This window comes from Hymenobacter rigui (assembly GCF_003944715.1).
GTDB classification, from domain to species: domain Bacteria; phylum Bacteroidota; class Bacteroidia; order Cytophagales; family Hymenobacteraceae; genus Hymenobacter; species Hymenobacter rigui.
This window is the reverse complement of the sequence record NZ_RWIT01000001.1, coordinates 821,976-835,655: the sequence shown is the minus strand read 5'-3', so window position 1 is coordinate 835,655 and position 13,680 is coordinate 821,976. Positions and strand designations below refer to the sequence as shown.

General features: G+C 59.1%; 11 protein-coding genes and 1 tRNA gene. 7 read left to right on the top strand and 5 right to left on the bottom strand.

The window, feature by feature from the left end; all coding sequences use genetic code 11:
• Positions 1–46 precede the first annotated feature (46 nt).
• Complete coding sequence (locus EI291_RS03495; protein WP_125418001.1) at positions 47–1,099, bottom strand: class I fructose-bisphosphate aldolase; 1,053 nt, start codon at positions 1,097–1,099, stop codon at positions 47–49.
• Positions 1,100–1,261: 162 nt separating this feature from the next.
• Here EI291_RS03495 and EI291_RS03490 point away from each other — a divergent pair, with 162 nt between their 5' ends.
• Positions 1,262–2,269 carry an OmpA/MotB family protein gene (locus tag EI291_RS03490; protein WP_240635348.1) on the top strand — a complete coding sequence of 336 codons (1,008 nt, stop codon included), beginning with the start codon at positions 1,262–1,264 and terminating at the stop codon, positions 2,267–2,269.
• A gap of 52 nt (positions 2,270–2,321) precedes the next feature.
• Complete coding sequence (locus EI291_RS03485; protein WP_125417999.1) at positions 2,322–3,770, top strand: T9SS type A sorting domain-containing protein; 1,449 nt, start codon at positions 2,322–2,324, stop codon at positions 3,768–3,770.
• A gap of 83 nt (positions 3,771–3,853) precedes the next feature.
• Here the strand turns inward: EI291_RS03485 and EI291_RS03480 are convergent, their stop codons facing one another.
• The 3 genes from EI291_RS03480 to EI291_RS03470 form a co-directional block, all read right to left on the bottom strand.
• The gene (locus EI291_RS03480; protein WP_125417997.1) at positions 3,854–6,598 is read right to left on the bottom strand and encodes a TonB-dependent receptor; all 2,745 of its coding nucleotides are present in this window, start codon (positions 6,596–6,598) and stop codon (positions 3,854–3,856) included.
• A gap of 632 nt (positions 6,599–7,230) precedes the next feature.
• The gene (locus EI291_RS03475; RefSeq protein WP_125417995.1) at positions 7,231–7,947 is read right to left on the bottom strand and encodes an SGNH/GDSL hydrolase family protein; all 717 of its coding nucleotides are present in this window, start codon (positions 7,945–7,947) and stop codon (positions 7,231–7,233) included.
• Positions 7,948–8,088: 141 nt separating this feature from the next.
• Positions 8,089–9,228 (bottom strand): cystathionine gamma-synthase, encoded by a 1,140-nt coding sequence (locus tag EI291_RS03470; protein ID WP_125417993.1) that lies wholly within the window; start codon positions 9,226–9,228, stop codon positions 8,089–8,091.
• 174 nt (positions 9,229–9,402) lie between these two features.
• On the opposite strand from EI291_RS03470, the gene EI291_RS03465 reads away from it, so the two are divergent.
• From EI291_RS03465 to EI291_RS03445, 5 genes are all read left to right on the top strand, one after another.
• Complete coding sequence (locus tag EI291_RS03465; protein ID WP_125417991.1) at positions 9,403–10,113, top strand: TVP38/TMEM64 family protein; 711 nt, start codon at positions 9,403–9,405, stop codon at positions 10,111–10,113.
• A 147-nt stretch (positions 10,114–10,260) separates the two neighbouring features.
• Positions 10,261–10,334 (top strand) — tRNA-Arg (locus EI291_RS03460).
• 258 nt (positions 10,335–10,592) lie between these two features.
• Positions 10,593–11,609, top strand: coding sequence for an NAD(P)/FAD-dependent oxidoreductase (locus EI291_RS03455; protein WP_125417989.1), 1,017 nt, complete (start codon positions 10,593–10,595; stop codon positions 11,607–11,609).
• Positions 11,610–11,702: 93 nt separating this feature from the next.
• The gene (locus tag EI291_RS03450; RefSeq protein ID WP_125417987.1) at positions 11,703–12,029 is read left to right on the top strand and encodes a 2Fe-2S iron-sulfur cluster-binding protein; all 327 of its coding nucleotides are present in this window, start codon (positions 11,703–11,705) and stop codon (positions 12,027–12,029) included.
• Positions 12,030–12,350: 321 nt separating this feature from the next.
• Positions 12,351–13,001, top strand: coding sequence for a hypothetical protein (locus EI291_RS03445; protein ID WP_125417985.1), 651 nt, complete (start codon positions 12,351–12,353; stop codon positions 12,999–13,001).
• A gap of 99 nt (positions 13,002–13,100) precedes the next feature.
• Here EI291_RS03445 and EI291_RS03440 read toward each other — a convergent pair whose 3' ends face one another.
• A complete protein-coding gene (locus EI291_RS03440; RefSeq protein WP_125417983.1) occupies positions 13,101–13,535 on the bottom strand; it encodes a hypothetical protein in 435 nt (144 codons plus the stop codon).
• Between the last annotated feature and the right edge of the window lie 145 nt (positions 13,536–13,680).

Genomic DNA, 13,680 nt, shown 5'->3' with positions numbered 1-13,680 from the left:
ATCAGCACGCGAGATTCCTCGGCTGCACTTGAACTGACGTTCTGTCCTACGCCAGTGTAATCCGCTTATCCAGGTACACATCCTGAATGGCGTGCAGCAGGTCAACCCCTTCCGCGAAGGGCCGCTGGAAGGCTTTGCGGCCCGAAATAAGGCCCTGCCCACCGGCGCGCTTATTGATGATGGCCGTGCGAATGGCGGCGTCCCGGTCGCCGGCCCCCAGGCTTTCCCCGCCGGAGTTGATGAGGCCGATGCGGCCCATGTAGCAGTTGGCCACCTGGTAGCGCGTCAGGTCGATGGGATTTTCGGTGCTGAGCTGCTCGTACATGGCCGGGTGGGTTTTACCGAACTTCAGGGCCGAGAAGCCGCCGTTGTTTTCCGGCAGCTTCTGCTTGATGATATCGGCCCCGATGGTAACACCGAGGTGGTTGGCCTGCCCGGTCAGGTCGGCGGCCACGTGGAAATCCTTGTCGGCAGTTTTGAATGCGTTGTTGCGGAGGTAGCACCACAGCACCGTGGCCATACCCAGCTCGTGGGCCCGCTCAAACGCCGCCGACACCTCCTGAATCTGCCGGCCTGACTCTTCGGAGCCAAAGTAAATGGTAGCCCCCACGGCCGTAGCACCCAGGTTCCAGGCTTCCTCCACCGAGCCAAACAGAATCTGGTCGTACTTATTGGGGTAGGTCAGCAGCTCGTTGTGGTTGATTTTGACCAGAAACGGAATTTTGTGGGCGTAGCGCCGCGCCACCGTCCCGAACGTGCCGAACGTAGTAGCCACGGCGTTGCAGCCGCCTTCCACGGCCAGCCTGATGATGTTTTCGGGGTCGAAGTACATTGGGTTGGGCCCGAAGGAAGCGCCGGCCGTGTGCTCAATACCCTGGTCGACGGGCAGGATGCTCAGGTAGCCGGTGCCGGCCAGGCGGCCGTGGTGGTAGAGCTGACCGAGGCTGCGCAGCACCTGTGGGGTGCGGTTACCAGGCACGAAGCACCGGTCCAGAAAATCGGAGCCGGGCTGGTGCAGCTGTTCTTTCGGGAAGGTGTGGCACTGGTAGTCCAGTAGGGCGGCCGTTTCGGCGGGCAGTTTATCAAGGATGGAAGCCATGAGGGAAGATGTTAGGAAAGATGCGGAACCAGCCGTTTACGTAATTGCTGCTCCGGTAGCTACCGGTAGCACATCCGCCGCCGGGGCCTTACCTTGCCGCCCGGAAGCCACTAACCTACACGTTCGGCCTTTCCGCTTTTCTCGCTTGATTTCTTTCCGCCTGTGAAACACTTTCCCGCTTTTGCTTTCTGTACGCTGCTGGCCGCCTCGGCCCTGCCCGGCTGCGTGGCCTCCAAGAAATACGACGACCTGAAAGCCCGCCAAGCCGCCACCGAGCAGGCCAAAACCGAATCAGAGCAGCAATACCGCAAAGCCGTAGCGGAGCTGAAAAAATCCTCGGATGAAGTGGCCCAGCTGCGCCTGGAAACCCGCCGCCTGGTAGATGACTCCACTGAAACCGGCCGCAGCCTGCGCCGCACACGCCAGCTCAACGCCCAGCTTACCGACAGCTACGACAAGCTGCTGAAGAACTCGGACCGGGCCATGGCCGATAAATCGGCCGACTATAATAAGGTTGCCAAGGACCTGGCCCGCCGCGAGGCCGAGCTGGGCGAGCTGGACACCAACCTGCGCAAGAGCCGCGCCGACATCGACAAGCTCACCGCCGACCTCACAGCCCGAGAAGCCAGGCTGGCTGAGCTGCAGAAAGCCCTGGCCGAAAAAGACCGGGCTGTGGATGCCCTTAAAGCCAGCGTGAGCAACGCGTTGCGCGGCTTCCAGGGCACCGATCTGCAGGTGAAGATGAAGGACGGCAAAGTGTACGTGTCCCTCTCCGAGCAGCTCCTGTTCAAATCGGGCTCCACCAAGGTTGACCCCAAGGGCCAGGAAGCTCTGAAACAGCTGGCTACTGTGCTGCAGCAGCAACCCGATGTGAACGTGGTAGTGGAAGGCCACACCGATAACGTGCCCTTCAGCCGTCCGGCCGGGGCTATGCAGGACAACTGGGACCTAAGCGTGCTGCGCGCCACCGAAATTGCCCGCCTGCTCACTACCGGCGGTGTAGCCCCGGAGCGCGTAACGGCCTCGGGCCGCAGCCAGTACGTGCCCGTTGCCGCCAACGACTCGCCCCAGAACAAGGCCCTGAACCGCCGCACCGAAATCATCCTGACGCCTAAGCTCAACGAGCTGCTGAAGATTCTGGACAGCAACTCCACGGCGGGTGGGAAGTAGAACATTTTAGTTTTTTATTGCTATTATTCAATATACTAACATCTATCTAGCTATGCAGCCCTCTTTTATTCCCCGCCTGATTATCTGCGCTCTGTTGCTATGCGGTAGCTTGGCCGCTCATGCCACGCACTATCTGGCTGGTACCATCACCTACCGCCACCTTCCACAGCCCAATCAGTATGAGGTGCAGGTTATTTTGTACACAGATGCTTCGCCCAACGTGGCCGATGAGCCCTTAACAAACCTGCATTGCTTGCCCAATCTGGAGAATGGGTGTGCTACCGCCTTGCAACATGATGTTACGCTACAAATACCTCGGCAGCGTGTCGAGTTACTAGGGTCCACTCAATGCGGCTCATTTGGCATCAAAAAAAACCTGTACACTGGTATAGTTACTCTTCCACCAAACCGGTGGACACTCTTGATTGATAATGCCAACCGAAAGGAAGGTATCATCAATATCACGTACTCCGTAACTACCAGTGGCACCATCTTCGCAACTCTGGATAACTCAACTGGCTTGGTTAACAATTCGCCTGAATTTGTTTCTACCGATATACTCAACCTCAATGGCAGCCAGTATCATCAGTTCACGGCAAAAGCGGCCGAAGTTGATGGTGATTCTGTTGCCTACGAGTTTGTAACGCCTAAGCAGGGATTTACTGCGCAAAGCTGCCCTCAGCCAGCCGCCGGCTTCTACCAACCGTCCCACTTTCGGCTCGATGCCATTACTGGCGTACTGGAGACGGTTCCCTTCACTCTTGTACAAGGCTACTACATAGTTGTCATTCAGGCTAATGAATTTCGACGCCTCAACGGTATCTGGACTAAAATCGGCAGTATCCAATATGATATGCTATATACTGCACGAGCCGCTTTGGCAACTAATAGTAATCCTCATTTCACCACACTGCAGCGTGGGAATACCACTCTAGACTTCACGCGGCCCATTCCTGTAAACCCTGGGCAAACCATTGACCTGACCCTCACAGCTACCGACCCTGATGTTGGGCAGCCGCTTCGTTTCAGCAGCTCTGCGCCTTTGCTGTACAGTGCACTGTATCCTTCCACTACTTTCCCCACCATCCAAAACATATCCGCTACGCAGGGACGTTTTACCTGGCAGGTGCCCACGTCTCTACCGTTGGGCCGTTATTCGTTTGCAGTGTCAGTTACCGATGATTTCTGCCAACAGATTGGTCGAGAAATTCGGGCCGTTACAATTGAAGTGACAAACCGGGTCGTTACAGGCTCTGCCGTACCCAAAGCCACGCTGCTTGCGGCCTACCCCACCCCCTTCCGCGAACAGGTACAATTTACCTTGCCAAAGCCCGGCACGCAGCTCATTACAGTATTTGATGGTCTGGGCCGCGCAGTAGCCCACCTTACCAGCCGCTCCGATGGCCACGTGCAGTGGCAACCTACAGCCGCACTGGCACCAGGCCTGTACATAGCCCGCACCGCCGATGGACAGCAGCAGTTCCGGTTGCTGCGCGAGTAACTCTACATCATCAGATACAAAACGGCCGGCTCCCTGCACAGGAAGCCGGCCGTTTTGTGTTCAGCCGAAAAGCCATCCAGCCATTAGAACGACACATTCACGCGGCCGAAGTAAAAGGCGCCGCTGTAGCCGAACTGGTTGGAGCTGTAGGGGAAACGGCCCCGGTTGGTAGCGTCTAGTGTGGAGTAGGTCAGGCTTTGTTCATTGTTGTTGGGGTCCTGGTAGAGCCGGTCGGGGTAGATATTGAACAGGTTGTTGACCCCGATGCTGACGCCTACATTCTTGATTACCTGAGCACTGAGCACCAAATCCGTTACCCACTTGGCCGCAAAGGTCTGGTCGATAAAGGACCGGTCGGGGTTGGCATCCTTGGTCTGGATTTCCCCAAAGCGCACGGTGCGCAGGTTCACACTGAAAATCTTGTAGCCATAGTCGGCGCTGAGGTTAATTTTGCTGCGGGGCTGGCCGTTTTCGAGGCGGGCCCGCTGGGCGCGGTCGAACAGCGTGTTCTGCAGGCTGGGATTGGCATCAATGAAGGGCGAGCTGTTGAAGCTGCGCACCTTAGTTTCATTGAAGTTGGCCGCGGCCGTGAGAGTCAGGCGGCTGTCAGGGCCCAGTTGCAGCCGCTCAGCCGCCACAATATCCAGGCCACGGGTACGGGTGTTCACCGCGTTGGCGAAGAACTGGATACCCTGTACCGGTAGCGTGCCCAGAATCTGGTTGACGGCGGCGTTGCTGCGGTTGAACTGGCTGCTGAGCACAATCCGGTCCTTGATGTCAATCTGGTAGGCGTCCACCGTGAGGGTAATGGTCCGGAGCACGCGCGCCGTGAGGCCCAGGCTGTAGTTCTTCGATTTTTCCTGCTTCAGCGAGCCAATACCGAAAGCCCGGGTCAGCGGGTCATCGTTGTTGGTGGTAAGCACCTCGCGCAGCTCCCCGCTGGTAAACTGGGTGCTGGAGTTGGTGAAGTAGCGCTGCTGCAGCGAAGGGGCCCGGAAGCCGTTGCCCAGGTTGCCACGCACCGCCACATCGGGCAGAATGCTGTAGCGGGCGGCCACTTTGCCGCTCACGTTGTTGCCGAAATCCGAATACCGCTCGGCCCGGCCGGCTACGCTCACCAGCAGCTTCTCGGTGATGTCACTTTCCAGATCCACGTAGCCGGCCACGTTGGTGCGGGTGTGACTGGCGGCGTCCTGGGGCTTGTAGCCGGGGAAGCCCTGGGCTCCGAAGGCAGCGCGGGCCCCGTTCACGGTGCGCGTGCCGGCCAGGTAAGATCCTTCCTCGCCCGCCTCAATCTCAAACATATCCGCCCGGAATTCGCCCCCGAACGCCACGTTCAGGGTACTGAGCACGGGTACGCTGGTGAACTTGCGCGAGAAGCCCAGGTTCACGGTGTTCTGCTGAAAAATGAGCGTGCCCGCGTAAAACTCCCTGGGGCTGGTTCCCTGGGGCAGCGAGGCGTTGAGCGAGTTGGTTACGTCGTAGCGCAGGCTGTTGCGGCCGTAGGTGTTGCTCAGGTCGGCCGCGAAGCCCAACACCTGCCCCCGCACCCCGGTAATGAGAGAGGCATCATCCACAGTACTGTTGATGAAGGGCAGGTAGCCATTGGGGTAAATCGTCAGGTCGCTTTGGGTGGCCTGGTTGGGCAGGCGGTAGAGGGCTCCGGCCCGGCCGGTGCGCCGCGTGAGGCCGCCGGTTACGTAAGCTTCCAGGCCCAGGCCGGGGGCCAGATCATAGGCCGCATTCAGGAAGCCCCCGTAGGTGCGCACGTCGGAGCTGCCGACGCGGATGTTGCGGCGGTTGTAGCCCCGCTCCGCCACCAACGCATCGTCCTGAGCCTTCAAGTCGCGCTTCTGCTGGTCGGAAAGACCGCCGGGGTAATTGCCGTTGCTGCCCAGGTAAATCAGCGGGGCCGTATCGGGGCGGCTGCGGTCCACGTAGCTGCGGTTGCTGAACTGCCCGCTCACGTTCACGAAGCCCCGGCGGCCCAGCCCGAAACCGGCGTTGGCGTCGGCCTGCACCAGTTCCCCGTCGCCTTCCACCGTCTGGCCCACGGTGCTGCTCACGTTCACGCCGGTAGTATCGTCCTTGAGCTGGATGTTGATAACGCCCGCAATGGCATCGGAGCCGTACTGGGCTGCCGCACCCTCGCGTAGTACCTCAATGCGCTTAATGGCAGCCGGCGGAATTACGTTCATATCGGTACCCACCGAGCCGCGGCCTGGCGTACCGTTGATGTTCACCAAGGCCGAAGTATGACGACGCTTGCCGTTCACCAGCACCAGCACCTGGTCGGGGCCCAGGCCGCGCAACGTGGCGGGGTCCACGAAGTCGGTGCCATCAGTTACAGTCTGGCGGCTACTCTGAAACGAGGGAGCAATGTATGTCAGAATCTGGGTGACGTCGGTCTGGGCGTAGGCCCGGATTTCGCGGGCTGCAATTACATCGACGGGCGACGTGGTCAGGATATTGGAGCGGCCCTCGGTGGCCCGGGAGCCGGTTACCACCACTTCATTCAGGGCCGTTTCATTGTCCTGCAGGCGCACATCCAGGCTGGTGCGGCCGCTCAGCGGGAGTTGCTGAGTGGCGGCGCCAATGGCCGAAAATACCAGCGTGGCGGTGGGCGCAACTTCCAGGCGGTAGCGGCCGTCGGCATCGGTGCTGGTGCCGTTGCTGGTGCCACGCTCCAGTACCGTTACGCCGGGCTGGCCTTCGCCGGCCGCATTGGTCACGCGGCCCGATACGCTGATAGTTTGGGCAACAGCAGCAAAGCTGGTCAACGACAATGCCGTTACCAGCCCCAAACGTGGGGAGAACAGGTGCTTCATAACAAAAGAAAAAAGGGAATATCAACTGCCACGGCCACCTTAGTAGCACTCAGAGACAGAAGCAAACAACATCACCAACACACTGGCCAAGTCAGCTTCCGGCAACAGGGAAGCCGGTTATCAGTCAGTAACCGCAGGTCAGTAAAACAGAGGCCGGTTTCTTTCAAGGGCCTTTCAAGCCGCATACGCACTACATCAGCACTAGGCTGGCCGCACTCAGCTCAGAAATACTACCGGTAAAAAAGGCTCAGACGTTTTTAACCCGGCCATTGACTCATCTCAACAACAGCAACAGCACCCCACGCCTACCCGGCAACCGGGCTGAACGGTGATGACAGAGGAAAAGCGGGCGGTTGTCAACCGGCTATCCTGCGGGGCAAGGGCGGCTGAGAGGTAATTTTTCACGCGGCAAAGCTAAAAACGCCCCCGAAGCCAGCGGCTTTCGAGGTAAGTGCGAGTAGTACAACCAGCCGGCGGTTTTGTTTCTCGCCAGTGGGCTGGGATTAGAAATTCCGTTTGCTGACACCCGAACAACGACGAAACAACGGCATCCGGCCCGACGGCTTCCAGCGGCCGAACCGATGTCTGCTTCCCCCTCATCAAAACGATAATTTATGACCGATGCTGCGCGCTTACTTCACTATTTGCCGCACAACGGGCAACGCCCGGCCGGCCCACTGACGCATATGCAGCCCGGAGTAATGCAGGCCATCCGGCGCAAACTGGGCCGGGTCGAAGTTGGTGGCGCGGGTAAGGTCAGTAATGTCCACAAACTCCACTGTGGCTTTTGCGCATTCCTCCCGGGCGGCGGCGTTGAACTGGTCAATTTCCTGACTGATACGGGCCTGGGAGTAGCCACGCCCGGCCGGGGTCTGGCCCCAGTCGGGAATGGACAGCACGAATACGCGGCGAGACTGACCGCCGGCAAACCCAATGGCAGTTTGAACCAGCTGCCGAAACTCGGTGCGGTATGTGTCCAGTGGCAGGCCCCGGTACTGGTTGTTGACGCCAATCATCAACGACACTAGTCCGTATGTTTTCTGCACATTGGCCGCGACAATGGCCTGCTGCAGTTCCCCGGTGGTCCAGCCAGTCTGGGCAATGATATCAGGTGGTTGCACGCCTTCGGCCTGAGCCAGTTGGGCCAGCTGCACGCACCATCGGTCGGCGGCCGGTACGCTCTGCCCGATGGTGTAGGAGTCGCCCAGCGCCAGGTAGCTGACCGTATTGGTCGGGGTGGTGGGCACAGGAGCGGGCGGAGCCGGGCTGGGGGCGGGTGCCGAAGATGGCTCCGCGCACCCCACCAGCACCAGCAGTAACAACCAGATACAACGAAAATGAAGCAGCATTAGCAACGAAATTAACCCGGACACATACGACAGCCCGTTGCCGACAGATTGCCCGGCTCCGACGGCACGTCACTAACGCAAAGCGCCCCCGCACCTGTTTGGTTGCGGGGGCGCTTTGTATTGCTGGCAGCAGCCAATGGCTTAGCCAATGGCCTGCTTCAGGTCGTCGATGAGGTCTTCCACGTCCTCGATGCCCACGCTCAGGCGAATCAGCGAGTCGGACAGGCCGGCTTTGCGGCGCTCTTCGGCCGGAATGCTGGCGTGCGTCATGGTGGCGGGGTGGCCCGAGAGGCTTTCCACGCCGCCCAGGCTTTCGGCCAGAGAGAACAGCTGGAATTTCTCGAGGCAGGCAATGGCGTCCTCCTTCCGGTCACCCTTCAGCACGAAGGAAATCATGCCCCCGAAGTCGCGCATCTGCTTGGCCGCCACGGCGTGGTTGGGGTGGTCCTGGAAACCGGGCCAGTACACCTTCTCCACTTTGGGGTGCGCCTTAAGGTACTCGGCTACTTTGCGGCCGTTTTCGCAGTGGCGCTGCATGCGCACGTGCAGAGTTTTGAGGCCGCGCAGCACCAGGAAGCAGTCCTGGGGGCCGGGCGTGCCACCGCAGGCGTTCTGGTAGAAGCTCAGGCGCTGATGCAGTTCGTCGTCGTTCACCACCACGGCACCCATTACGGTATCGGAGTGGCCGCCCATGTACTTAGTCAGCGAGTACATCACCATATCGGCACCCAGCTCCAGCGGGGTTTGCAGGTAGGGCGTGCTGAATGTGTTATCCACCACCAGCAAAGCACCGGCCTTCTTGGCCACGGCCGAGGCGGCAGCAATGTCAATTACGTTAAGCAGCGGGTTGGTGGGCGTTTCCACCCAGATCAGCTTGGTGCGCTCGGTCACGGCCGCTTCCACGGCTGCCATGTCGTGCATGGGCACGAAGTGAAATTTGATGCCATAGGTGGCGTACACCTTGGTAAACAGACGGTAGGAGCCGCCATACAGGTCGTTGGTGCTGATGACCTCGTCGCCGGGCTGCAGCAGCTTCACAATGCAGTCGATGGCCGCCATACCCGAGGCAAATGCCAGGCCGTGCTTACCGCCATCCAGCGCCGCCAGCGCATCCTGAAGCTGGGTGCGGGTGGGGTTGTGGGTGCGCGAGTACTCAAAGCCTTTGTGGTCGCCGGGGGAGCGTTGCACATAGGTCGAGGTCTGGTAGATGGGCGTCATGATGGCCCCGGTTTCGGGGTCGGGGTGCACGCCAGCGTGGATAGCCTTGGTTCCGAATTTCATGAAAATGAGCGTAGAAACTATGGAGAAATGGGTGGCAGACAGATTGCGGGGCAAAGGTAGCGGGGTTTTGGCAGTATGTTCTTTGCTGCCCCTGAGCCCGTGTAGCCTTCTGTACCGTTCATACGTTCTTACCTTCGGGCCGGCCGGCTACTGCCGGCCCGTTTGCTGCTGCCTATGTCCTTTTTCAAAGAGCTCTTTTCTCAGAACAAGTCCACCCTGCTGTCTTTGGTGCTGCTCACGCTGCTGCCGCTGCTCGGCGACAGCGCCCTCGCCTGGGGTCTGCACGAAAACCAGAACTGGCTGGCTCACCCCACCGCCTGGCAGATGCTGCTATATTTCGCCGTGGTGGCCTTTACCATGACGTTTGCCCTCACCCATACCACTGTGGTGGTGCTAGTGACGGGCTTCTACTTCGGCTGGGCCGGCTTTCCGGGCATGCTGCTCACGTACATGGTGGCGGCCTACGCGGGCTACCTCATCGCCCGCTCCCTCGACCAGGGCAAGCTCATCGGGCTGCTGGAGCGGTTTCCGAAGGCCCACAACGTCATGCATGAGCTACGCCAAGATAGCTGGCGACTGGTGCTGCTCACGCGCCTCTCCCCGGTGCTGCCGTTTGCCCTCATCACCTTTATTCTGGCCGTGGTAGGCGTACCGCAGCGGCAGTTTCTCACGGCTTCGGTGATTGGCATGCTACCGCGCACCCTGTTTTTCTACTGGCTCGGCACCAAAGCCCAGGACGTGCTGCTGCTCATTCAGGACCCCGACACGGGCACAATGGGCAAAGTATTGGTGGCGGTGCTGCTGGCCGTGTCGGTTTTCGGGCTGTATTACCTGTTCAACCGGGCTTTGAATCGCGCATTAGCGAAAGGCGCAGAAAAACCCTGAAAAAAATCCAGCTGAAATTCAGCATCTTGCCATCTTTAGCCGGATTTTTTCGAACGTATTTTAACTAGCGGCTTGCACCGGCGGATTTTTCCCTGCTATCTTTGCACAACCAAAACGGAACAACGGTTTCGCAGCGGTAACCAAAACGGTTGTGTAGCTCAATTGGATAGAGCATCTGACTACGAATCAGAAGGTTTAAGGTTCGACTCCTTACACGACCACAAAAGGCTCTCAGCACTGCGCTGGGAGCCTTTTTTGTTGCTCGCAGGGGCTACGGCCGCGTTGCCGGAAGGGCAGCATCGCTCACCGGCTGCATATAGTTTAGACTTCCTGTCAGGGGCTGGAAGCTGACTGCTATCTTTGTCCCCGCGTAACGCGCTGCGACCACCAAATCGGGGCTTAAGGCCAACGATTTGGGGTGTTTGGCTGTTATGCCTGGGACATCAGAGCCCGTTTGTTTCGTTTTTCGCTGTTGCTGCATGACCAATTCCATTTCCACCGATATCTGCATTATCGGGGCCGGCCCGGTGGGGCTGTTTGCTGTGTTTGAAGCCGGACTGCTGAAGCTGCGTTGCCACGTGGTAGACGCCCTGCCCCAGGTAGGTGGTCAGCTTTCCGAGATTTACCCAAAGAAGCCGATTTATGACATTCCGGGCTTTCCGGAGGTACTGGCCGGTGATTTGGTGAGCAACCTGATGCGTCAGATTGAGCCTTTCCACCCCACCTTCACGCTGGGCGAGCGGGTTGAAGGCTACCGCAAGCTGGAAGATGGCTCGTTTGTGGTAACCACCATCGACGGCACCGAAATCAACTGCAAAGCCATTGCCATTGCCGGCGGCCTGGGCTCGTTTGAGCCCCGCAAGCCCGCCATTGAGAGCCTTACCGATTTTGAGGGCGGCAAAGGCGTGTATTACATGGTGCGCGACCCGGAAACCTTCCGCGACCAGCGCCTGGTCATTGCCGGCGGTGGCGACTCGGCCCTCGACTGGACCATTTTCCTGGCCGACGTGGCGAAGGAAGTGACGCTGGTACACCGCGGCACCACTTTCCGCGGCGCAGCCGACTCGGCCGAGAAGGTGCAGCACCTGCACGAGGCCGGCAAGGTGAAGCTGGTGCTGAGCAGCAACGTAACGCACGTGCACGGCAACGGCCGCCTCAACGCCGTGACCATCACGGCCAACTCCGGCGAGGCAGAGCAGGTAGACGTGGACTCGTTTATTCCGCTGTTCGGCCTCACGCCCAAGCTCGGCCCGATTGGCGACTGGGGCCTGGAAATTGAGAATGACGCTGTGAAGGTGAACACGCTGGACTATTCCACCTCGGAGCCCGGCATCTACGCCATCGGCGACATCAACACCTACCCCGGCAAGCTCAAACTCATCCTCTGCGGCTTCCACGAGGCGGCCCTCATGTGCCAGGGTGCCTTCAAGTACATCTACCCCGACAAAAAATACACCCTTAAGTACACCACCGTAAACGGGGTACCTACTCTGTAAGCAGTTGCCAGTTACCGGTTGTCAGTTGTCAGGTTGTTCTTTAGGAATACCTGCACTGGCAACCGGCAACTAGTAACTGACAACTGAATACTTATGACTGACGACGTACGCGTATATGTGGAGGAAGCGCCCGGCCAGCGGCGCGAGATTCAGGCCCCGACGGATATGGGTCTGAGCCTGATGGAGGTGATGAAGGCCGATGGCTACGATATTCAGGCTACCTGCGGCGGGATGGCGCTGTGCGGCACCTGCCACGTGGAAGTGCTGGCCGGCCCCGAGCTGCCCGAGCCCTCCGACGACGAGCTGGCCATGCTGGAAAGCCTGCCGGTGATGACGCAGGGCAGCCGCCTCTCCTGCCAGATCCGACTGCACCCGCGCATGGATGGGCTGGTAGTGCGCCTCATGCCCCAGGACGCGTAACAGCGGAAACCGTACGAACGAAAAACAGCACGCAACTCATACTGTGTGCTGTTTTTTTATAGCTATATAAGAGTATTTACCATCTGGCCGTTAGCATATCGGTTTGTTACCCGATTGTATATGAGAATCCGCTTTATATCCCAGTGCAGCGGGCTGCTGATACTTAGTAGCTTGATTGGTAAATCGGCCCAGGCCCAGCGCACTCCAGAAATTAGCGGCAGTATAGGAATATCGTTGACTGCTGCCAGCCTTGGACCTTCTGCTGTGCCACCGGGTTTTAGTGCCGGGGGCTCATTCCAGCTGGCCGCACAACTACGGGCCATGCTGCCGTTAACTTCGCGCCTGGGCCTCAGTGTAGCTCAACATATTACCGGCTTATCGCCCATGCTGCACTACCGGAGCGGATACGGACGGCAGAGTGCGGGTTTTGGCTCCGGAGGTTTGCTGCACACCAGTGTAGGGCTACAGTATCTCGACGTTTTGACCTGGGGGCCGCGCTGGCACGTGGATGCCGGCCTGAGCGTTGGTTACGGCTATCAACTCAACCGATTCATGACCGATGAAAACTGGATTTTCACGGTGGGCGGTAATACTACCGGCTGGCCCGAGCCTGATCAGCCGCTGGTACTATTGCACACACAGTACCCTCGCCGTTGGACGCCGTTGATAGGAGCCTCCTTCCAGGTTCAGTATGCCCTCACGAGCCGGCAATTTCTACTGGTAAGCCTGGATTACCAGCGCGGACTATTGCCGCTGGCCGAAGTTGACACCCGGCGGCTGGACTACCTGGATGCCGCGGGGGCTGTCCAATCAGGCAACCTTACTACTCGCCACCGGGGCTCCTACGCCACAGCACAGATTGGATACGGCTGGCGGCTGACTTCAGTGCAAAACCGTTTAGCCCCTTGGCGTACCCCACGCTACCACGTCGCCCCGCCCGATCCGGCGGAAGACGACACAGATGCGAAATGACAGCATCATCAACGGCCCCGTACCAGCCACTATATTGTTCAGCAAAAAGCCCCACCGATGATGCATCGGTAGGGCTTTTTGCTGGGGTTTGAGTAGGCGCTAACGGCGACGCGTGCTCTTTTTCCGAGTACTCGTTTTCTTGGAGCTCGTTTTTTTCGCCGTGGTCTTCTTGCGCGAAGAGGTCCGGCTACTACTGCGGTGCGTACTGGTGTGCCGACGATGCGTGCTGCTGGTACGACGGTGCACAACGGCTGGAGCGGCTTTGGCTTCGGGGGCCGCTACCGGAGCCAGTTTTTCAGCTTCCGGCACGGCTGCTTCCAGGTTGTGGGCCGTGGCTTCAATGGCGGGTTGGTGCACCCCAACTTCCTCTGCGGTGGCCCGCAGCTTGGCGGCCTGCTTGCGGCGTACGGGCATCAGAAAATCCCGCTCGGCGCGCTCCTGAGCCGATAATTTTTCCTCGCCGGGCAGGTGAGTAGGGGTAGCGGTGGCTTTGGCTTCATCCTGAGCGAAGGCCGTGGCAGTGCTTAATAGCAATGCCAGCAGTAGAAAAGCAACTCGTTGTAACAACTTCATCCTTACTTAAAACCAAACGAACTGCAAATGTACAATCCGTTGGCGGGCAGGCCAAACCTTGCGTGTTTTCACGCAGTGGTTCGGGGTGGAATACGCGGGGTTTTGC

Bases quoted from the DNA above. Each gene is read 5' to 3' on its own strand.
- EI291_RS03495 (WP_125418001.1), bottom strand. From the start codon at position 1,099: ATGGCTTCCATCCTTGATAAACTGCCCGCCGAAACGGCCGCCCTACTG.
- EI291_RS03485 (WP_125417999.1), top strand. From the start codon at position 2,322: ATGCAGCCCTCTTTTATTCCCCGCCTGATTATCTGCGCTCTGTTGCTA.
- EI291_RS03480 (WP_125417997.1), bottom strand. From the start codon at position 6,598: ATGAAGCACCTGTTCTCCCCACGTTTGGGGCTGGTAACGGCATTGTCG.
- EI291_RS03475 (WP_125417995.1), bottom strand. From the start codon at position 7,947: ATGCTGCTTCATTTTCGTTGTATCTGGTTGTTACTGCTGGTGCTGGTG.
- EI291_RS03470 (WP_125417993.1), bottom strand. From the start codon at position 9,228: ATGAAATTCGGAACCAAGGCTATCCACGCTGGCGTGCACCCCGACCCC.
- EI291_RS03465 (WP_125417991.1), top strand. From the start codon at position 9,403: ATGTCCTTTTTCAAAGAGCTCTTTTCTCAGAACAAGTCCACCCTGCTG.
- EI291_RS03455 (WP_125417989.1), top strand. From the start codon at position 10,593: ATGACCAATTCCATTTCCACCGATATCTGCATTATCGGGGCCGGCCCG.
- EI291_RS03450 (WP_125417987.1), top strand. From the start codon at position 11,703: ATGACTGACGACGTACGCGTATATGTGGAGGAAGCGCCCGGCCAGCGG.
- EI291_RS03445 (WP_125417985.1), top strand. From the start codon at position 12,351: ATGCTGCCGTTAACTTCGCGCCTGGGCCTCAGTGTAGCTCAACATATT.